Source organism: Ottowia caeni, from assembly GCF_050821495.1.
Classification (GTDB): domain Bacteria; phylum Pseudomonadota; class Gammaproteobacteria; order Burkholderiales; family Burkholderiaceae_C; genus Ottowia; species Ottowia caeni.
Window position 1 is genome coordinate 1,730,651 of the sequence record NZ_CP151080.1, and the last position, 19,666, is coordinate 1,750,316.

At 60.1% G+C, this 19,666-nt stretch carries 16 protein-coding genes and 1 pseudogene; 12 read left to right on the top strand and 5 right to left on the bottom strand.

Going from position 1 to position 19,666, the window contains the following annotated elements; all coding sequences use genetic code 11:
- Window positions 1-3: 3 nt before the first annotated feature.
- The 3 genes from AAAK34_RS08390 (at window position 4) to AAAK34_RS08400 (ending at window position 3,602) form a co-directional block, all read left to right on the top strand.
- Window positions 4-1,152, top strand: a complete 1,149-nt coding sequence (locus AAAK34_RS08390; RefSeq protein ID WP_431777930.1) for an enoyl-CoA hydratase/isomerase family protein — start codon at window positions 4-6, stop codon at window positions 1,150-1,152.
- A gap of 425 nt (window positions 1,153-1,577) precedes the next feature.
- Window positions 1,578-2,492 carry a 3-hydroxyisobutyrate dehydrogenase gene (gene mmsB, locus AAAK34_RS08395; protein ID WP_231695153.1) on the top strand — a complete coding sequence of 305 codons (915 nt, stop codon included), beginning with the start codon at window positions 1,578-1,580 and terminating at the stop codon, window positions 2,490-2,492.
- A gap of 117 nt (window positions 2,493-2,609) precedes the next feature.
- Window positions 2,610-3,602 (top strand): tripartite tricarboxylate transporter substrate binding protein, encoded by a 993-nt coding sequence (locus tag AAAK34_RS08400; protein ID WP_231695152.1) that lies wholly within the window; start codon window positions 2,610-2,612, stop codon window positions 3,600-3,602.
- Window positions 3,603-3,701: 99 nt separating this feature from the next.
- Here AAAK34_RS08400 and AAAK34_RS08405 read toward each other — a convergent pair whose 3' ends face one another.
- The 3 genes from AAAK34_RS08405 to AAAK34_RS08415 all read right to left on the bottom strand — a co-directional run bounded on the left by AAAK34_RS08405 (window position 3,702) and on the right by AAAK34_RS08415 (window position 6,535).
- Window positions 3,702-4,832: an isochorismate synthase gene (locus AAAK34_RS08405; protein WP_431778009.1), complete on the bottom strand. Its 1,131-nt coding sequence runs from the start codon at window positions 4,830-4,832 to the stop codon at window positions 3,702-3,704.
- Window positions 4,756-5,316: a Bug family tripartite tricarboxylate transporter substrate binding protein gene (locus tag AAAK34_RS08410; RefSeq protein WP_431778010.1), complete on the bottom strand. Its 561-nt coding sequence runs from the start codon at window positions 5,314-5,316 to the stop codon at window positions 4,756-4,758. Before AAAK34_RS08410 ends, AAAK34_RS08405 begins: the two co-directional genes overlap by 77 nt.
- A gap of 241 nt (window positions 5,317-5,557) precedes the next feature.
- A complete protein-coding gene (locus tag AAAK34_RS08415; protein ID WP_231695150.1) occupies window positions 5,558-6,535 on the bottom strand; it encodes a LysR substrate-binding domain-containing protein in 978 nt (325 codons plus the stop codon).
- A 395-nt stretch (window positions 6,536-6,930) separates the two neighbouring features.
- Between AAAK34_RS08415 and AAAK34_RS08420 the strand changes: the two genes are divergently transcribed.
- From AAAK34_RS08420 to AAAK34_RS08455, 8 genes and pseudogenes are all read left to right on the top strand, one after another.
- Window positions 6,931-7,959, top strand: coding sequence for an amidohydrolase family protein (locus AAAK34_RS08420; RefSeq protein WP_231695149.1), 1,029 nt, complete (start codon window positions 6,931-6,933; stop codon window positions 7,957-7,959).
- A gap of 2 nt (window positions 7,960-7,961) precedes the next feature.
- Complete coding sequence (gene ligK / locus AAAK34_RS08425; protein WP_231695148.1) at window positions 7,962-8,645, top strand: 4-carboxy-4-hydroxy-2-oxoadipate aldolase/oxaloacetate decarboxylase; 684 nt, start codon at window positions 7,962-7,964, stop codon at window positions 8,643-8,645.
- 18 nt (window positions 8,646-8,663) lie between these two features.
- Window positions 8,664-9,596 carry an amidohydrolase family protein gene (locus tag AAAK34_RS08430; protein ID WP_231695147.1) on the top strand — a complete coding sequence of 311 codons (933 nt, stop codon included), beginning with the start codon at window positions 8,664-8,666 and terminating at the stop codon, window positions 9,594-9,596.
- Window positions 9,597-9,616: 20 nt separating this feature from the next.
- Window positions 9,617-9,937: pseudogene (ligA, locus tag AAAK34_RS08435) on the top strand (protocatechuate 4,5-dioxygenase subunit alpha); the annotation flags it as partial.
- Window positions 9,938-10,081: 144 nt separating this feature from the next.
- Window positions 10,082-10,972 carry a class III extradiol dioxygenase subunit beta gene (locus tag AAAK34_RS08440; protein ID WP_231695194.1) on the top strand — a complete coding sequence of 297 codons (891 nt, stop codon included), beginning with the start codon at window positions 10,082-10,084 and terminating at the stop codon, window positions 10,970-10,972.
- A complete protein-coding gene (locus AAAK34_RS08445) occupies window positions 10,973-11,941 on the top strand; it encodes a Gfo/Idh/MocA family oxidoreductase (protein WP_231695146.1) in 969 nt (322 codons plus the stop codon).
- A gap of 26 nt (window positions 11,942-11,967) precedes the next feature.
- Entirely contained in the window at window positions 11,968-12,975 is a 1,008-nt protein-coding gene (locus AAAK34_RS08450; RefSeq protein ID WP_231695145.1) for an aldo/keto reductase, read from the top strand.
- 247 nt (window positions 12,976-13,222) lie between these two features.
- Window positions 13,223-14,863, top strand: coding sequence for a ShlB/FhaC/HecB family hemolysin secretion/activation protein (locus tag AAAK34_RS08455; protein WP_431777931.1), 1,641 nt, complete (start codon window positions 13,223-13,225; stop codon window positions 14,861-14,863).
- On the opposite strand, the gene AAAK34_RS08460 is transcribed toward AAAK34_RS08455, so the two are convergent.
- A complete protein-coding gene (locus AAAK34_RS08460; RefSeq protein WP_231695143.1) occupies window positions 14,836-16,743 on the bottom strand; it encodes an AI-2E family transporter in 1,908 nt (635 codons plus the stop codon). The genes AAAK34_RS08455 and AAAK34_RS08460 overlap by 28 nt on opposite strands.
- Window positions 16,744-17,140: 397 nt before the next feature.
- Between AAAK34_RS08460 and AAAK34_RS08465 the strand changes: the two genes are divergently transcribed.
- Window positions 17,141-17,890, top strand: coding sequence for a tyrosine-protein phosphatase (locus AAAK34_RS08465; protein WP_231695142.1), 750 nt, complete (start codon window positions 17,141-17,143; stop codon window positions 17,888-17,890).
- 37 nt (window positions 17,891-17,927) lie between these two features.
- On the opposite strand, the gene ppx is transcribed toward AAAK34_RS08465, so the two are convergent.
- Window positions 17,928-19,463 carry an exopolyphosphatase gene (gene ppx / locus AAAK34_RS08470; protein ID WP_231695141.1) on the bottom strand — a complete coding sequence of 512 codons (1,536 nt, stop codon included), beginning with the start codon at window positions 19,461-19,463 and terminating at the stop codon, window positions 17,928-17,930.
- Window positions 19,464-19,666 lie beyond the last annotated feature (203 nt).

Consider the following 19,666-nt stretch of genomic DNA (forward strand, 5'->3'; position numbering starts at 1 on the left):
TCAATGATTCTGCTTGTCAGCGACAAGCAGGTTCCCCAGGAAATTTTCTACGTCTTCATGAGCGACATTTCTTCAAATCAGCCGGTCCTTTTCGATACTTTGCAAACTGCAAGTGGCCACCGTTTTGGCAGGGCTATCCTGAATACGCCGGCCAGTCTGAACGCCCTTTCTCTGGAGATGGTGGACCTGCTGAACCCCCAGTTGGCCGCGTGGGCTGAGGATCCACAAATTGCGGGCGTCATACTTGATGCCGCTGGCGACAAAGCCTTTTGCGCCGGTGGCGATGTGGTGGGTCTGGTCAAGGCGATCCGCGCGTTGCCTTCCGGTCAGGTACCTCCTGAGGCCAAAGATTTCTTCGAACGCGAATACGAGCTTGATTACCGCATTCACACCTATCCGAAGCCGTTTATCTGCTGGGGACATGGCATCGTCATGGGCGGCGGTATTGGCCTGATGGCTGGTGCTTCCCACAGAGTCGCCACGCCCAAGACCCGCATGGCAATGCCCGAGATCAGCATCGGCCTGTACCCGGACGTAGGCGGCAGCTGGCTGCTACCGCGCTTGCCAGGCCGAACCGGGGCGTTCCTGGCCTTGACCGGCGCCTCCATCAACGCAGCAGACGCGCTCTTTGCAGGCCTCGCTGATTTTCTGGTGCCGCATGAACAGCATGGCGCATTTCTGGACGCCATTGCCGGGGCTTCCTGGCAAGGTGCTGCAGATGAAGATTCAGCCCAGCTGAGCCATCTGCTGGAGCGTCTGGGGCAGGGAACTCCTTTGCCCGCCTCACCCCTGCGCACTCACCTCGACCGCATCAATGCCGTCATTGGTCACGACCGTTTGCAGGACATGGCCCCGCGCCTGGCTGCGCTGGCGCAAGACGCCGACCCATGGTTGGCCCAGGCCGGAAGCACCTTCATCAATGGATCCCCAACTTCAGCAGCGCTCGGACTCGAACTGCAACGCCGCGCGAAGCATATGTCCTTGGCTGAAGCGTTCGAACTGGAGTTGAAAGCCTCAGTCGGATGTTGTGCGCATCCGGATTTTGCAGAGGGTGTCAGGGCCTTGCTGATCGACAAAGACAAGACTCCAAAATGGCAACCAGCGAGCTTGGCAGAGGTGACGCCTGAGTGGATTGAAGCACACTTGAAATGAGACGGCAGTGATCCCATGAAAACTCTCGCATCACCACCACAAGGCCGAGCGAAGCAATGGCCCGAGAGTGTCTCCCTGCCCCTCTTGACGTGCCGAGAAGCGCAGGGCGAGAGGTGGGCAAGGCCACTGCAAGATGGCCTTGCTTCGTGAACTGACTCGCTCCGGTTGTTTGAACGTAGAGAACGCAGTGAACGAAGTGAGTTCCGGAGCGCCACCCCTCGACCGAGCATCGGAGGTTGCCCGTAGCGAAGCGCAGGGACAAGGCGAGTGGGGTCCGCCTTTTTTTGGTTCGTTTTTTTGGCGGAGCAAAAAAGAACTGCGCCGCCGGGCGCACATCCCGGCACACGGCCTATCCAAAACACAGAACTTCAGTAACCCCACAAAGCCAAAAAACCAACCAACCACCCCCAAACCGGAGACAACCCATGACCACAACAACCCCCACCACAGTAGCCTTCATAGGCCTAGGCAACATGGGCGGCCCCATGGCCGTCAACCTACACAAAGCTGGCTACAAAGTCAGCGCGTTCGACCTGAGCGCAGACGCCCTCGCCAAAGTCAGCGAACAAGGCGTCACGGCAGCCGCATCTGCCAAGGCCGCCGTGGAAGGGGTGCAAATCGTCATCTCCATGTTGCCAGCCAGCCGCCACGTTGAAGCTCTCTACCTCGGCGAGGGCGGTTTGCTGGGTCAACTTCCAGCAGGCACGCTGGTCATAGACTGCAGCACCATCGCTCCTGCGTCGGCTCAGAAGGTGGCCGCCGCCGCCCAGGCACGCGGAGTTGCCATGATCGACGCACCCGTATCAGGCGGGGTGGCGGGCGCAGCAGCCGGCACGCTCACCTTCATCGTGGGTGGCGAGGCTGAGGCGCTTGAGCGCGCACGCCCTCTGCTGCAAGCCATGGGCAAAAACATCTTCCACATGGGCGCAGCCGGTGCAGGTCAAGTTGCCAAGCTGTGCAACAACATGGCGCTTGGCGTCATCATGGCAGTCACTGGCGAGGCCATCGCGCTGGGCGTGGCGCATGGCCTGGATGCCAAGGACCTATCGCAGATGATGGCAGTCAGCACCAGCCGCAGCTGGGCCACTGAAGTTTGCAACCCCTGGCCCGGCGTGCTCGAAAACGCGCCATCCTCGCGCGGCTACTCCGGCGGGTTTGGCAACGACCTGATGCTTAAAGATCTAGGTTTGGCCGTGGAAGCTGCCATGGGCGTGGGTGCCACCATTCCCCTGGGGGAGTTGGCGCGGAACCTGTACGCGCTTAACAAGCAGGCAGGGCGCGGCGGTCTGGATTTTTCCAGCGTGGTCAAACTCATGACTGGCGACAACCCGCCAAAGTAAAGGCAGGGGCAGGGGGTGAAAGTGGAATGAGGGCTAGGCAGGTCATCCCCAGTGCCTCCGCCGCGCTGCTAAACTGACGCGGTACTTTCAGCGTTAATTTTCCCTCCTCATCAGCACATGAAACTCCAAACAAGAAGATTGGTTCTGGGCGGCGTGGCCGCATTGTTCACCGCCGGGCTCGTGACACCCGCAATAGCCCAGGAGGCTGCCTGGCCCACCAAGCAGCCGCTGACTCTGATCGTGCCCTTCGGCCCGGGCTCCAGCCCCGACACCATGGCCCGTGCGGTGGCTGAAGAAGCCGGCAAGACGCTCAAGCAGACCATCGTCATACAGAACAGGCCGGGCGCAAGCGGCAACCTGGGTACCGACCAGATCGCCAAGGCCAAGCCAGACGGCTACACGTTTGGTGTGTCCATTACCGGCCCGCTGGTGAACAACACGGTCATCTACAAAAATCTCCCGTACAACCCGACTACGGACATTACCCCCCTGACCTTGGCTGTTCACCAGTACAACGTGCTGGTGGTGCCGGCCAATTCTCCGGTGAAGAATCTGGCAGACTTGGTTAACGAAATGAAGAAGCCCGACGCCAAGCTGAATTTCCCCAGCACTGGCGCCGGAACGGTTTCTCACCTCGCCGTGGAGCTCCTCCTGGACCGCGTTGGCGGCAAGGCGCTGCACGTGCCTTACAAGTCGTCTCCTGACGCGGTCACATCTTTGCTGAGCGGCGGTACCAATTTTGCTGCGCTGCCGCCGGTCGCTGTCATGCCCATGATTCGCGACGGTCGTTTGCGCCCGATTGCTGCAGTGGCTGCCAAGCGCCTGAGTTTCTTGCCTGATGTGCCTACGGCAGCCGAGCTCGGCTACCCCGGTGTGGAAGGCTCGGGCTGGATCGGGTTCGTTGCTCCCGCTGGTTTGCCTGCTGATGTCAAGACCAAACTCAATGCTGCGTTGACCCAGGCGCTGGCCGCGCCAGAAGTGGCCAAGCGTTTGAACACCATGTACATGGAACCCGCTCCCATGACGCCGGATGCGTTCGGCAAATACATGAGTGAAGAACTGCAGCGCTGGTCGCCACTGATCAAGCGCCTGAACCTCGTGGAAGGCTGATTCGCTTTCCGGTGGCCACCGAGGGTGGCCAGAAAATGAAAAAAGGCCCGCTTCGCGCGGGCCTTTTGCTCATTTGGCAGCTGAATCTGAAAGCGATCCTTAGGCAATAGCCCGCATGAAGGTTTCCATCTTGGTCGCCGTTTCGCGGATTTCGCTATCGGGGTCGGAGCCTGCCACTGTGCCCGCGCCAGCGTACAGGCGAAGTGTGCGATCGCCGTCGTAGCGGGCGCAGCGCAGCGTCAGCGCCCACTCGCCGTCGCCGTTCTCACGCTGCCAGCCTACCAGGCCCGCGAAGTATTCGCGTTCGAAAGGTTCCAGTTCCTTGATGTGCTGAAATGCAGCCGCCGTGGGGAAGCCACAAATGGCGGGCGTGGGATGCAGGGCGCAGGCCAGATCCAGCGCGGTGTTTTCTGGGTTCTTCAGGCGACCCGTAATGAAGGTGGAGAGGTGCCAGAGAGCATCCGTGCCGATCACGGAAGGACCTTCCGGAACCTCCAGCTCATCGCAGTGCTCTTTCAGAATGCGCACAATGTCGCGGACCACGTAGCTATGCTCACGCAGATCTTTTTCCGAGATCGCCAGGCCTTCCTTGCGGGCGGTGTCCTCGGCAGGGTCGGCATGACGGGGAATGGAGCCGGCAAGTGGGTTAATGAAGACCTTGTCGCCCTCGCGGCGCACGAGGAGTTCGGGGCTGGCACCCAGCATGACCCCGGTGGGCTGAGCCTGCGGGTCGTTGCCCGACCAGATCGGTACTGCGAAGGTGTAGCCGTGAGCGTTGCGGCGGAGCAGATCATGCAGCACGTAGCCGTAATCAATGGGCGTATCCAGCTGCACATCCAGGGCGCGGGAAAGCACGATCTTGCTCACGCCGCCGGCTGCATACAGGGTCAGCGCCTTGCGCACCATGTCACCGTAGGCCTCGGGTGCAGGCACGGGCTGCCTATTGATCACGGCGGGCTTGCGCACGTCTGTTCGCGTCGTCGCATGGTCGCCGTGGGCCGACGGCTGCGACACGAGTTCGGTGGGAATGGTGAAGCTTGCGTTGAGGGTCGAGTCAAACGGCACCAAACCAAACATCACGGGCTCAGTATTGCCCTGTGCGCGCGCTTGGCCAAAAAGGCGCTGCACCACCGCAGCGGAAGCGGGTTCATGACTACGCACCGCGCCTTGCAGACCACGAGAGCGCCACTGCAAGGAGGGCGATGCAAAGAATACATCGCCATTTTTCATTTCGTCTACCAGCCAGGGGCTTTTCACTGCTGCGCCTTCTTTCACCTGCACCATGTCGGTTCTTTACTCCATCGTCATGTTTGCCTGTGCCACCTCGAGAATCGGGGTGGCTCCTGCCCAGGATTATCCCCCGGGGATACCCTTGGTCAGGAAGGTGATGAATGCGGCCGACACTCTGAACTGCGTTGCGTTCGAGTTCAGCGTTGGCGCTGTAGTGCAAGCAGCCCAGGCGATCGGGATCAGTCTTCTTCCCCGCAGCCAGTTGGGCGGTCACGCTCGCCAACGTTCCGACCATGACCTGGATGTTGCCAGCGAGCAGATCGGTCAAGGCGGGGCCGATGCCGCGATACGGCACGTGCACCATGAAAATTTCACCTCGTTGCTTGAGCAATTCGCCCACCACGTGCTGCGGCGAGCCATTGCCTGCACTGCCGAACGGCAGCTTGCCTGGGTTTTTCTTTGCGTAGGCAACCAGTTCAGCGATTGTCGAGGCCGGTGAATCCGATCAGGGTGCTGCACCACCAGTCGCAGAACGACCTCGCGTGCCGATCGTGCGTCGGACTGGGGGGCGTAGCTCGCTTTGGCTCCCAGCACTTCCATGTGAGTGGCGGTAAAGTCTTGCCATCCTCGCGCGGTAAAACTCATGCTGGTTCGAGTCTGTGCGCACGCGCAAAGACCTCGAAGAACTCCAGCGTGCGATTGAGGATTTTGGACTTCGCTCAATGTTAGCTCCCCTCAGCGCTTGGCGCCGCTGGCTGCGTTGGGGCAGATGATCTTCGTGCGATGTCCAGTGGCTCCAGGCGCTTACGCGCCAACGCGCGCACCATTTCAATGGCGGCTTGTTGTGTGCGGGTGGCCGGGCGTAAGGAGCTGACTGCGGTGTACAGCTCGATGCGCAGAGTCGGAGCGCGGGGAGTCTCTATAGGTCGGACGCTGAAGGCATCTGGTCGTGCGGCACTCGACACTGCGTTGCGCGACAAAACTGCACAGCCCACGCCGTCCTCCACCAAGTCCAGAATGGCCGGCACTCCGTCAATTTCCAGTTCGATACGCGGCGACAGGCCGGCGGCATCCAGAAGCGCATCAATGTGCATGCGGATGGCGTTCGGTCGGCTCGGAATAATGAGCGGCAGTTGCGCGAGCTCTTTCAGCGTGGCCGGTCGAAGAGGCTTTTCTGGCACCCGCGTTGGAGCCGGTTGTACCAGCAGCAATTCCTCGCTGGCCAGAGGGGCAATATCGAAGTCGGGTCGGGGTTGCGCGTTGTAGAGCACCGCAATGTCGAGGCGCCCGCTCAGCAGAGCTTCCTGCATGCTGGTGGATAACCCCTCGGTAATGGCCAGCCTTGCTTCGGGCAACTGAGCTCGAAAAGCTTGCGTAAGCGGCACTGCCAAGGCGCGCGCCACACTCGGCGGCAGCCCCAGCGCTACGCGGCCTGACAGACTCCCCCGCATGCGCCCCAACTCCTCGCGGGCACGCTCCACCTGATGCAAGATCCCACGAGCATGCTCCAGCAGCAGTGCACCTGCCTCGGTGGGTACTGCGCCGCGCCCGTTGCGAGCTAATAATGTCTGCCGCAACTCCACTTCCAGCAATCGCACCTGACGGCTCAAAGCTGGCTGCGCAACGCCCAGCGTCAAGGCGGCACGCGTGAAGCTGCCAAGCTCCGCCACGCGAACGAAGGATTCAAGTTGCTTGAGGTCCACAAGAGCAGGATCGGGTTAAACCCAGATTTTCCATTAGGCGCACCTTCGGTGCTGCCTGGGCGTCAGCGGTGCATTTGCGGTCATTTCGGCCCCTCTTCGTCGCCCATAGCTACGGCTATGGGCTCCTCAGTCGGGACCAAACTGCCTCGCAACTGCCCTCGCTGCCATCCCAGGCCCTAATGGGAAATCTGGGTTAAAGAAAGCGTTTTAAGCGGTGGATGCGGTTACTGTGACTGAATGATATGACGCATGTCAGGTTATATTGAAATTTTATAACTGCTAGTGGTGGGGTTGGGTAGCGCGCGCGACCCATGCGGGCCACAATAAACGGTTTGCCGAGAGCCCTTGGGTTCTCGGTGTTCCCAGCTCACGCTTGTCACGAATAAGGAGTGTTCATGATCATCGACTGCCACGGCCACTACACCACGGCACCCAAGGCACTGGAGAACTGGCGCAACCAGCAGATCGCCGGCATCAAGGACCCTTCAGCCATGCCGAAAGTGGCTGACCTGAAGATCAGCGACGACGAACTGCGTGAGTCCATCGAGACCAACCAGCTCAGGCTGATGAAGGAACGCGGCAGCGACCTCACCATTTTCAGCCCGCGTGCCAGCTTCATGGCGCATCACATTGGCGACTTCCAGGTCAGCAGTACCTGGGCCGCGATCTGCAACGAGCTTTGCTACCGCGTCAGCCAGTTGTTCCCTGATCATTTCATCGGGGCCGCCATGCTGCCGCAGTCGCCCGGAGTCGATCCGGCCACTTGCATTCCCGAGCTGGAAAAATGCGTCAAGGAGTACGGCTTCGTCGGTATCAACCTCAATCCCGATCCCTCAGGCGGTCACTGGACCAGCCCTCCGCTCACTGATCGCGCCTGGTATCCGATTTACGAAAAAATGGTGGAGTGGGACATTCCCGCCATGATCCACGTGAGCACAAGCTGCAACGCGTGCTTCCACACCACTGGCGCGCACTATCTGAATGCGGACACCACGGCTTTCATGCAGTGCCTGCAGGGCGATCTCTTCAAGGACTTCCCCACGCTGAAGTTCGTCATTCCACACGGCGGCGGTGCCGTGCCCTACCACTGGGGGCGCTTCCGCGGGTTGGCCCAGGAGATGAAGAAGCCTTTGCTCCAGGACCACCTGCTGGACAACATTTTCTTTGACACTTGCGTCTATCACCAGCCGGGCATTGACCTGCTCACCAAGGTGATTCCGGTGGACAACATCTTGTTTGCCAGCGAAATGATCGGCGCGGTTCGAGGAATTGATCCCGAAACCGGCCACTACTACGACGACACCAAGCGCTATATCGAAGCCTCCACCATTGTTGTGGGAGATGACCGCCACAAGGTGTATGAGGCCAACGCGCGCCGTGTCTATCCGCGGCTCGACGCCGCGCTGAAGCAGAAAGGACTGTAAGCATGTACGAACTCGGAGTTGTTTACCGCAACATCAAGCGGGCCGACCGCACGGCGACCGACGCGCTCGCCAAGCTGGGCAGTGCCACCGTGCACGAGGCCATGGGTCGAGTGGGTCTTCTCAAGCCATATATGCGCCCCATTTACCCAGGTTGCCAGGTCAGCGGCACGGCAGTGACTGTGTTGCTTCAACCCGGAGACAACTGGATGATGCACGTTGCGGCGGAGCAGATTCAGCCTGGCGACATCGTTGTGGCGGCAGTCACCGCAGAATGCACCGACGGCTACTTTGGCGACTTGCTGGCCACCAGCTTCCAGGCACGTGGCGCGCGCGGTCTCATCATTGATGCAGGCGTACGGGACGTCAAAACGCTTCAGGAAATGAACTTTCCCGTTTGGAGCAAAGCCATTTCCAGCAAGGGCACCATCAAGGCCACGCTGGGTTCGGTCAACATTCCCATTGTGTGTGCCGGCATGCTGGTAACGCCTGGCGATGCAATCGTGGCAGACGACGATGGTGTGGTTTGCGTTCCTGGCGCTATGGTCGCCAAGACGCTGGAAGCTGCTCTTGCTCGCGAGGCCAATGAAGGAGCCAAGCGCGAGAAGCTTGCCAGCGGCGTGCTGGGCCTCGACATGTACAAAATGCGCGAGCCTCTGGCCCAGGCCGGCTTGCGCTACATCGATTGAGACGGAGATCTTCGCAACATGAGCAAACCTACATCAGGCGATTTCACCAAGACCAGCGGCTGGTTCGACTGGTACGAAGGCCCGACCAAGCCACGCTTTCAGCTGCCTCCTGGCAGCGTCGATGCGCACTGCCACGTGTTCGGCCCTGGCGCAGAGTTTCCCTACGCGCCCGAAAGAAAATACACCCCGTGTGATGCATCGAAGGCTCAGCTTTTTGCCTTGCGTGACCACCTGGGCTTTGCGCGCAACGTGATCGTGCAGGCCACCTGCCACGGTGCGGACAACCGCGCCATGGTCGATGCCTGCATGGCCGCAGGCGGCAAAGCGCGCGGTGTGGCCACGGTTCGCCGCGACATCACGGATGAAGAACTGCAGCGCCTGCATGATGCCGGAGTGCGTGGCGTACGCTTCAACTTCGTCAAGCGTCTGGTGGATTTCACACCGCGTGACGAACTCATGGAAATCGCTGGTCGCATTGCCAAGCTGGGCTGGCACGTGGTCATCTATTTCGAGGCGGTTGACCTACCCGAACTGTGGGACTTCTTCACCGCCCTGCCGACTACAGTGGTGGTTGATCATATGGGTCGGCCAGACGTCAGCAAGCCACTCGACGGTCCGGAGTTCGAGCTCTTCGTGAAGTTCATGCGCGAGCACCCCAACGTGTGGAGCAAGGTCAGCTGCCCAGAGCGTCTGTCCGTCAGTGGGCCGAACGCGCTCAATGGCGAGCAAAATGCCTATCGCGATGTCGTGCCTTTCGCACGTCGTATTGTGGAAACCTTCCCTGATCGCGTGCTGTGGGGCACCGACTGGCCTCACCCCAACCTGAAAGGCCACATGCCCGACGACGGTCTGCTGGTCGACTTCATTCCGCACATCGCGCCCACGGCGGAACTGCAGAAGAAGCTGTTGGTTGACAACCCCATGCGCCTTTACTGGCCTGACGAAATCTGAAATATTGAAAGGAGTCAGCAATGTCTCTAGAAAAGCCTTACCTGGACGTACCAGGCACGACCATTTTCGACGCTGACCAAAGCCGCAAGGGGTACTGGCTCAATCAGTTCTGCATGTCGCTGATGAAGGCGGAAAACCGCGAGCGTTTCAAGGCCGACGAAGATGCCTATCTCGCCGAGTGGCCCATGACCGACGAGCAACGTGCCGCGGTGCGCGCACGCGACCTCAACTGGATGATGCGCACAGGCGGGAACATCTATTTCCTCTCAAAGCTCGGCGCCACCGACGGCCTCAGTTTCCAGCAGATGGCTGGCAGCATGACTGGCATGACCGAGGAGCAGTACCGCAACATGATGATCGCTGGTGGCCGCTCGGCCGAAGGTAACCGTGTGGTGGGCGAGGGCGGCGACGCGCAAGGCCCCATGGCGCGCTCAGAGGCCTGGAAAGCCTGGGACAAAAAAGCGCAGAGCGATCTGGCTGCGGCCGTGCAAGCTCAAGCCGAAGATGCCGGGGCCGCTGGTCAGGCGCGCATCACCGCTTCGGTCTTTTCTTCGCACGTGCCTGCCATTGGTGCCGCCATTGATCACGGCAAGACCGAGGAGCCTTACTGGCAGCCGCTCTTCAAAGGGTTCGAGTTCACCAAGGAGTGGATGAAGGACAACATGCCGGATGTGGTGTTCCTGGTCTACAACGACCACGCCACCAACTTCGATCTCGGCGTGATCCCAACCTTCGCCATTGGCACTGCCGCTGAGTTTGAACCGGCTGACGAAGGCTATGGCCCTCGCCCGGTACCCGTGGTGAAGGGCTACCCCGAGTTGGCCTCGCACATCGCGCAATCGGTCATCCAGCAAGATTTCGACCTAACCATCGTCAACAACCTGAAGGTCGATCATGGCCTGACGGTGCCCATGAACCTCATGTTTGGCTCCCCAGCGGAGTGGCCATGCAAGGTGATTCCGTTCCACGTCAACGTGGTGCAGTACCCGGTGCCTTCAGGCGCACGCTGCTTCGCGCTGGGTCAGGCGATCCGCCGGGCCATTGAGAGCTTCGACAAACCGCTCAAGGTGCAGATCTGGGGCACGGGCGGCATGAGCCACCAGCTGCAAGGCCCACGGGCTGGCCTGATCAACTCCGAGTGGGACAACCGCTTCCTCGATCGCCTCATCGCCGACCCGGCCGATCTTGCGACCATGCCGCATATCGACTATGTTCGCGAAGCGGGTAGCGAGGGGATTGAGCTTGTCATGTGGCTCATTGCGCGCGGCGCCATGTCAGATGTCAATGGCGGCCCCGCTCCCAAGACAGCGTACCGCTTCTTTCATGTGCCGGCGTCGAATACGGCGGTCGGCCATCTCATTCTGGAGAATCAATAAATGAGCAAGACCATCAAAGTGGCGTTGGCCGGCGCGGGCGCGTTCGGCATCAAGCACCTGGACGGCATCAAGAATATCGACGGCGTCGAAGTCGTTTCCTTGGTCGGCCGTCGCCTGGAGCCTACTCAGGAAGTCGCCAGCAAGTATGGCATCGGCCACGTCGCCACAGACTTGGCCGAGAGCCTGGCCCTGCCTGAAGTTGACGCCGTCATTCTGTGCACACCCACGCAACTGCACGCCGAGCAGGCCATACAGTGCCTGCAGGCCGGCAAGCATGTTCAGGTGGAAATTCCCATGTGCGACAGCCTGGCAGACGGCCAGCGTCTGGTTGCAGCGCAACAAAAGAGTGGCCTGGTGGCCATGTGCGGACACACCCGCCGTTTCAACCCCAGCCACCAGTATGTCAACAAGAAAATCAAGGCAGGCGAGTTCAACATTCAGCAGATGGATGTGCAGACCTATTTCTTTCGCCGCACCAACATGAATGCGCTGGGCCAGGCCCGTAGCTGGACCGATCACCTGCTGTGGCACCACGCCGCGCATACGGTGGATCTGTTCGCCTACCAGGCCGGCTCGCCCATCGTGAAAGCCAACGCAGTGCAGGGCCCCATTCACCCTGAACTCGGCATCGCGATGGACATGAGCATTCAGCTTCAGGCTGCCAACGGTGCTATTTGCACACTGTCCTTGAGCTTCAACAATGACGGCCCACTGGGCACGTTCTTCCGCTACATCGGCGATACTGCCACCTACATCGCCCGCTACGACGATCTGGTGCAGTCTCATGCCAAGGAGCCTGAAACCGTGGTCGACGTGAGCAAGGTCGATGTGAGCATGAACGGCATCGAGCTGCAGGATCGTGAGTTCTTCGCCGCCATCCGTGAAGGCCGCGAACCCAACTCCAGCGTGGCGCAGGTTCTGCCTTGCTACGAGGTGCTGCACAATCTGGAGCAGCAGCTCAAGGCCTGAGCTTCAAGCAAGCAGAAAACAAAACTATGCAACAGCGCAAACTCGGTCCATTCTCTGTCAGCGCCCTGGGGTTGGGGTGCATGAACATTTGTCACGCCTATGGTGCGCCTGTGTCCGCAGAGCAGGGCCAGCGCGTGCTGCGCGCGGCTCTGGATGCTGGCGTGACCCATTTCGACACCGCCGCGCTGTATGGTTTCGGCGTGAGCGAGTCGATGGTGGGTGAGGTGCTGGCGCCCTACCGTCAGCAGTTCACGCTTGCCAGCAAGTGCGGCCTGACGGTGGAAGAGGGTGAAGGCCGAGTCAAGTCCGGCCGAGTGATTGATGGGCGTCCTGAATCTTTGCGTGCTACGTGCGAAGGTTCGCTCAAGCGTCTGAAAACTGACGTCATTGATCTGTATTACCTGCACCGCTGGGACAAAAATGTGCCCATTGAGGAAAGCGTGGGCGCACTGGGCGATCTCGTTCGGGCTGGCAAGATCCGCGCGGTGGGGCTGTCTGAAGTATCGGCAACCACGCTGCGCAAGGCGCATGCGGAGTATCCCATTGCTGCCTTGCAGACGGAGTATTCGCTGTGGACCCGCAACCCCGAGATTGCGGTGCTCGACGCGTGCCGCGAACTAGGCGTGAGTTTTGTAGCGTTCAGCCCTGTTGCGCGTGGTTTCCTTTGCGACACTTTGCACGATGTGGCCACGCTGCACGAAAAAGACATTCGCCGTGGCATGCCCCGTTTCTACCCGGATAACTATGCCAAGAATCTCGCGTTGATCCCTTCTTACAAGGCCATTGCCGCTGAGGTTGGTTGCACGCCGGCTCAGCTTGCACTCGCTTGGCTACTGCATCAGGGCGAAGACATTCTGCCGATTCCCGGCACCTCTAGCGAAGCCCATGTCCGAGAGAACGTGGCTGCTGCCGAGATTGTGCTTTCCAAGGACGTGCTCAAGCGGCTGAATGCCTTGATCAACCAGCAAACAGTTTCGGGCAACCGCTACAACGAGCAAAGCGCTCGTGAAGTAGATACTGAGCCTCTGCCCTGACGCCTGCGTTTTCGCAAAGCCGCGTTTCGCTGTTGCATTGTGTAGGTAGGGCTGCGCGAAGCGAAGCCCAACAACTGCGCGATTCTCGAGCGCAGCAACTTCGAACCGCCTTGTGCGCAGGCCGAAGGAACTCTTCGCCCTGGGCAGTTACTCAATTGGCTTGAGTACGATATCGAATCCCTGCAGAGCCATTATTCCCTCGCGCCAAAACCATCGTGGCGCTCGTGTCACGCTGTGGATCTTGTGCGTGGCGCTTTCCCTCGCCGGCACCCACGCATCCTCTCAGACGGGTGCGCTGCCAGACTCCCCTTCGCGCATCATTGAAGAGGGCTTGCGGCGAGAAACCCAGCGACTGAGCGAGCAACCCGGTCAAGCCGTGCGCGACGCGTTGCGACCCCCTGAGGCGAAAGCGTCGCCAGACAAAATTCCTCAGGAGGCGAATTGCTACTTTATTGGTAGCATTGAGCTTGAGGGAGAGGCGGTGCCTTTCGAGTGGCTTCGCCGTGCCGCCACACCCTGGTTGAATCATTGCCTCGGCGTTCAGAGTCTGAGGCAGCTCACCCATGCGCTGGATGACGAGCTGCTCGCGGCAGGTTACGCGACCAGCAGGGTCACTTTGCCCGCGCAAAATCTTGCCACCGGCACGCTGCGAATAACTGTGCACGCCGGCCGCGTCGCGACCATTGAAGCTGAGCCTGGCCTGCCGTGGGCCGGCGCGTTTCCTATAGCCCCTGGCGAGATTCTCAACATTCGCGATCTTGATCAGGGCGTCGAACAGATGAATCGTCTTCCCAGCCGCACGGTTCAGGCTGAGATCGAGCCAGGCCAAGAGCCAGACACCAGTGTGGTCCGCATTCGCAGCCGCCTCACCGAATCCCCGCTGCGAGGCGGTCTCACACTGGACAACTCTGGTTCGCCTTCGCTCGGGCGTCCTCAGTTGAGCGCCAGCCTTGTCTTTGACAATCCGATCGGCTTGAATGATCTCGTTAGCGTTAATGCCAACACCAACCTGGAGAATCTTCGCGATGATCATCGAAGCCAGTCACTGGCCTTCAGCTACAGCATTCCATGGGGGTATAACCTGTTCACACTCAGCGCCAATACCGCAAGGTTTTCGCAGCAGGTGCAACTCACAGTAGCATCAGTCGTTTCCAGTGGGCGCAGCCAGGGGGTCGAGTTGCGATGGGATCGAACCCTTTGGCGCAATCAATCGAGCAAGCTGGGAATTCAGGGCGCAGTTTCGGTACGGCGCTCGCGCAGCTTCATAGACGATGTGGAGCTGACGGTGCAGAATAGACGCAACAGCTTTGCCATATGGGGCCTGAATTACAAGCACCTGTTCCAGCGTGCCAGTCTTGATGGCGAGGTTTCTATACGCAAGGGCATGGGCTGGATCGGCGCCGAGCCTGATTTTGACTCGCAGGTCTCGAATGGGCTCACATTGCGCCCCCTGATCTGGAATGCCAGCGTGTCGCTGAATGTTCCTGCCCAGGTCAGTTGGCGCAGCAGCCTGCGGCTGCAACACACCCGACACACCACTCTCGCACTCGATCACTTCAGCATTGGCAGCCGAGGAACAGTGCGTGGCTTTGACGGCACTGCCACGCTGCTGGCCGAAAGCGGCTTTGCGTGGCGTAACGATCTGAGCACACCGCTGCAAATTGGCAGTTTGCCCGCGATGGGTTACATGGCTATCGACGTTGGCAAGGTTTGGGGGCCTTCCAGTCAGCAACTCGCAGGTAAGTACATTGCAGGCGTTGCGCTTGGCGTGCGCTCGCACTGGCGCCAACTTGTATTTGACGCATCGCTCGCTCTGCCGCTGGCCAAGCCGTCGGGGTTTCCAAGTGCTCGGCTGTCGCCCTATCTTTCCTTATCGTATGTATTTTGAGACCTGACGAGGCTCGCTGTTCCGGGTGTTTTTACAGAGTCAACCGCGTCCGCAGATTCCGTTGATTCCGCTGGGTCGAGTGAGCCTGGGGCACCTCCCAGCCGGCTTCTGGCCTGCTCCACCAACTCTTCGATAGAAGTCGCCAGGCCGTCGGCTCCGAACAGTTCCTTGGGGTTCAGCTGCTGCGCATCGTCGCTGAGGTTCCAGGCGGCCACGATCACCTGGACGTCTGGCCACCGGCGCTTCAGCCGCCTCACAAAGAGCCTGGCGTGCGTGGCAGGGGACGGTGAAAAATAGCACAGGCACACCAGGCTCGCGCCACGCAGGTCAAGTTGTGCGAAGTGTTCTGCCGTGGCTACGCCCACGTGCATTGCCTGGCTTCCAAAGCCTTTCAGGGCCAGGGCGTGCGAGATCATTTCTGCCGCCAGCGCATCGGTAGCCCATCGGCCTCCAAAGCAGGCTATTTGAACTGGCAGATCGGGCCTGGGCGGATACTGCTCGCGCAACTCGTCAATCACACGTTCCATGCCCGTGACCACGCGCTGCCGGTGCTGCGCGGTGGCCACCGCACCCTGAGCGCTGGTAGCCAAGCGGAGCGTGTCGAAGCCTACGCGGCTGTAGAACTCTTCCGGCGAGGTCTTCTCTGCGTATTCAAGAGCCAGTTCTACGGCCTCTTCGGCGTCATCTGCCAGCAAGCGCTGATGAATCCGCGTGGGCTCGTCCAGTGCGCGCTGGTTGCCCAGCAAGATCTCCAGAAAGCGCAGGGGTGGCAAATAATGACCAGCCACCAGGAGCACCACCGTGATGGGCGTCGACAGTATCAGCCCCATCGGGCCCCACAGTGCCGTCCAGAACATGGCGGCAAGAATCAGCGAAAGGGTGGAGAGCCCCGTGCTGCTGCCATACAGCCAAGGCTCGATGATATTGTTGCTGATGAGCTCCAGTGCCACGATCAGCGCGAGCGTCCATAGCACCATGTCCCAGCCCGGGTCCACCGCAAAGGCCAGCGTGAGCGGGAACACCGCCGAGATCAGGGGGCCGGCATAGGGAACGAAGCGAAGCACCGCCGCCAGAAGGCCCCAGACAAGCGCCCCCGGCACGCCAATGATGAGCAGGCCAATGGTCATGGGAATGCCGTAGGTGGCGTTGACGATCAACTGCATCGTCAAGTATTTGCTTACTCGGTCCCCGGCTTCGGAAAGTGCGTCGGTAGCGCGATGCAAGTTACCGCCCATGAAGCGCAGCAGCCGATCGCGCAGATCGCCTCGATCAAGCAGGATCAGAAACACAAAGACAATGACGATGCCCGCAGAAGTGATCGGGAGCAGGAAGGTTTCAGCCCAGCGTATGATTCGCTCCATCGGCTTGGCCGCATCGCGCACCACTTCGACCTGCGTCGGCTCGGGCTTGCGCTGGCCTACCGCTACCGCGGCCTGCGCAGCGTCGATCTCCTTCTCGACCTTGCCGAATACTCGAGAGTACTGGTCCAGCACACCCGGTTTGCTCAGGTCTCGGCCGAAATCTCGGAGCTTCTTGGTGATTGTTTTCTCATAGGTGGGCAGATCGTTGCCGATCTCGCGCAGCTGTGAAAACGCAAAAAAACCGGTGGCCACGATCAGGCCCAGGGCAGCACCCACGACCAGCGCGACCGCTGCCGCGCGCGGAACGCCGAAGCGCTTGATCCAGGTGACAAGCGGATCCAGCACAAAGCTGATGAGTATCGCGAACGCGAGCGGCACCAGCAGGTCGCGCCCAAAATACAGCGCCGCCACGATGATGGCGAGGATCACGAGTGAGCTCATCAGAGACGAGCGGCCGGCAGTGCCACGCAGCGTAGCCTCGTCTGGCCCGCCGTCGTCCGAGCCGTCATGCCAGGGCAATCTCCATCTTTCCGGTAGCTCAGGCCCGGATTTACCCCCTCTGTGTCAGTCGCCATTAGCGCGCCCTCTAAGAACGTGTTTACGATCACCTCGCGGGTCCGTTGCGCCCGAAACGCCGCGTCTGCCGCGTTGAAAATCCTCGCGATACCACGAGGTATCCCTGCGGTTTTCGCCTTTCAGCCACAGCCTTTCGAACACAACCGCCCTCGCGCAGAGATCGTAAACACGTTCTAAACCCAAAACCCGTTGATGGTTAACCCAGAATGGCATTGTCCGCAGCACGCGCAGTGAGGGGTTGTAGGACAAGCACCTGATCCGGTTTCAGATACCCGGCATCGTTTAGAGGACAATCCATCAACCCCATAACCCGTCGACAAGACGCCTTATCCTGAACACCATGCTTTCTCATCCTGATCGCTCTCTCAAACTAACCGGTGCCAGTAATTTTCGTGATCTTGGCGGATACGTTGGCGCGGGTGGCCGGGGAGTTCGGTGGCGGAGGCTGTTCAGGTCTGACCATCTGGCGGGGCTTACCCCAGATGATGAGCGAGCTCTTCAGGAATTGGGTGTGGTGCGGGCGTTCGATTTTCGAGGCGTCGATGAGCGCTCGGCGGTACCCTACGATTTGAAGGGCATGACTCAGTATTCCCTGCCAATTGAGCCCACGGTGGTTCAGCGCATGAAGGATCTTCTGGAATCAGGTCACCAGATCACCCCCGCAGATACGGTGGAACTCATGCGCCAGACCTATCAAGCTTTCGTGCACGACAATGCGCCGCGTTTTGGCAGCCTCTTTCAGCATTTGCTGGAGAACGATGCCCCCTTGGTGTTTCACTGCACGGCGGGCAAGGACCGTACGGGCTTTGCTGCTGCGCTCATTCTGCTGTCGCTGGGTGTTCCACGGGATATCGTCATGCAAGACTACCTGCTCACCAACGAGCTCTACCGTATGCCCGTCCCCAAGAGCAGCCATGCACCGCAAGAGGTGCTGAACGTGCTGTGGAGGGTACAGGAGCCCTTCCTCAATGCGGCGCTTCAGGCCGTCGATGCCGATTATGGTGGTGTCGACGCCTATCTTGTGGACGAACTCGGAGTCGGAACCCGGGAGCGTTCACGGCTGGAAGAGCTGTATTTGGCGCACCCTTAAAGGGTGCTTTGGGGCGTTGATCAGGACGCTGTTGAACTCAGGCTGCAATTCCGGTCGCATCTGGAACGGCCATGGTTCTGAGCTTGAAACCCCAGGGCGTCTTCTGCCAGGCCAGAGCCTCCTCGCCCAGCAGATGGGCCGATTGTGGCCAGGCGCTGGCCCAATCTTCTGACCGGAAAGTGAGCGTAAAACTGTGGGCCGGGCCTGAATCGGCTTCAATGCTGATGTCCTTGATGTCTGGCTCCCGCCGCGCATGGCAGAGGATCACCGCCAACCGCAAAGCCAGCAGCTGGCGCATGAACATGGCGTCGTTAAAGCGCGCTTCCAGCTTGCGCAGCTTGCCCCGATGGCCCAGCACCAGTTGGCTCAGGTCGTGCAGTTCATGCATCGAAAAGCCGGGCGCGTCCGAATTGTCCAGAATGTAGGCGCCGTGCTTGTGATAGTAAGAGTGCGAGATACTTGAGCCGATCTCGTGCAAGCGTGCAGCCCACTCGATCTGGCGCTCGCGCGCCTCGCGCTCTGATTTTTTCATGCGTGGCATGAGTTGGTGCAGCAACTGGGTGGCAACGTGGCTGACGCGCTCTGCTTGTGCACGATCGACGCCGAACTTTACCGCCAAGCGGTCTATGGAAGACGACCGCACGTCGGTCTGATGGTCTTCCCGGTCCAGCAGATCGAAAAGGGCGCCGTGCCGAAGGGCACCGTGCGCCTGCTGCATGGAGTCGATGCCCAGCAAATCGAATATGGCACGCAACACGGCCAGGCCGCCGCCGATCACGGGTCTGCGCTCGTCTTTGAGGCCATCCAGGCGGATGGCGTCAGCGCGCTGGGCCTTGATGAGCCTGTCGCGTAGCCAGTCCAGTCCTACTCGCGTAATGATGCCCTCGGTGGGGACGCGCCCAGCCTGGAACAGCATGTCTGCGATGGCGCTCACGGTGCCCGATGAACCATAGGCTGAGTCCCATCCACTTGAGTAGAGAGTGGTGGCTTCATCCAGAATTGCCTTGGCGGCCACCTCGGCGATCTCGAACGCGTGCGCCGAAAACACTCCGTCCGGAAAATAGCGCATCGACCAGGCCACGCTGCCCACGCGGTAAGACTCCATCGTCTCGGCCGAGTAGCCCTGACCGATAATCATTTCTGTTGAGCGGCCACCAATGTCAACCACCAGCCTTTTCTCGTTTGACTGAGGCAGCATGTGCGCCACCCCTTGGTAGATCAGGCGCGCTTCCTCGCGGCCTGAGATGACGTCGATTGGAAAACCCAGAATCTGCTGGGCGACGACGAGAAACTCCTCGCGGTTGCGCGCATCGCGCAGGGTTTGCGTGGCAACGGCACGCACCTGTGGGGGCTTGAAGCTGTTCAGGCGTTCACCGAAGCGCGCCAGGCAGTCCCAGCCACGCTGCATGGCGTCTTGAGAAAGGCGGCGGTCCGCATCCAGGCCATTTCCCTGGCGTACGGTTTCCTTGAGGTACTCCATACGCTGGATCTGGCCCAATTCCACACGGGCGATTTCGAGACGGAAGCTGTTGGATCCAAGGTCCACAGCGGCTATACGGGTACCGGTTTGCATGATCTGAAAAGTGGCAGGTGGACGCGCCCTAAAGCAAAAAAAGACCCAAAATAGGGCTTGGTGTGGCACGTAATGCGCTGCAGCCACGGCGCGCGTGCCAGCATAGCATCCCTCGGGAGCAAACTTGCCTGAAATTTCCTGCCGATTCACCCCGAGGCGGTGCACATTACAAAGATGACACTCTCGCAGCGTGTTTGTCACGC

Bases quoted from the DNA above. Each gene is read 5' to 3' on its own strand.
- AAAK34_RS08400 (WP_231695152.1), top strand. From the start codon at position 2,610: ATGAAACTCCAAACAAGAAGATTGGTTCTGGGCGGCGTGGCCGCATTG.
- AAAK34_RS08430 (WP_231695147.1), top strand. From the start codon at position 8,664: ATGAGCAAACCTACATCAGGCGATTTCACCAAGACCAGCGGCTGGTTC.
- mmsB (WP_231695153.1), top strand. From the start codon at position 1,578: ATGACCACAACAACCCCCACCACAGTAGCCTTCATAGGCCTAGGCAAC.
- ligK (WP_231695148.1), top strand. From the start codon at position 7,962: ATGTACGAACTCGGAGTTGTTTACCGCAACATCAAGCGGGCCGACCGC.
- ppx (WP_231695141.1), bottom strand. From the start codon at position 19,463: ATGCAAACCGGTACCCGTATAGCCGCTGTGGACCTTGGATCCAACAGC.
- AAAK34_RS08420 (WP_231695149.1), top strand. From the start codon at position 6,931: ATGATCATCGACTGCCACGGCCACTACACCACGGCACCCAAGGCACTG.
- AAAK34_RS08405 (WP_431778009.1), bottom strand. From the start codon at position 4,832: ATGAAAAATGGCGATGTATTCTTTGCATCGCCCTCCTTGCAGTGGCGC.
- AAAK34_RS08445 (WP_231695146.1), top strand. From the start codon at position 10,973: ATGAGCAAGACCATCAAAGTGGCGTTGGCCGGCGCGGGCGCGTTCGGC.
- AAAK34_RS08465 (WP_231695142.1), top strand. From the start codon at position 17,141: ATGCTTTCTCATCCTGATCGCTCTCTCAAACTAACCGGTGCCAGTAAT.
- AAAK34_RS08450 (WP_231695145.1), top strand. From the start codon at position 11,968: ATGCAACAGCGCAAACTCGGTCCATTCTCTGTCAGCGCCCTGGGGTTG.
- AAAK34_RS08390 (WP_431777930.1), top strand. From the start codon at position 4: ATGATTCTGCTTGTCAGCGACAAGCAGGTTCCCCAGGAAATTTTCTAC.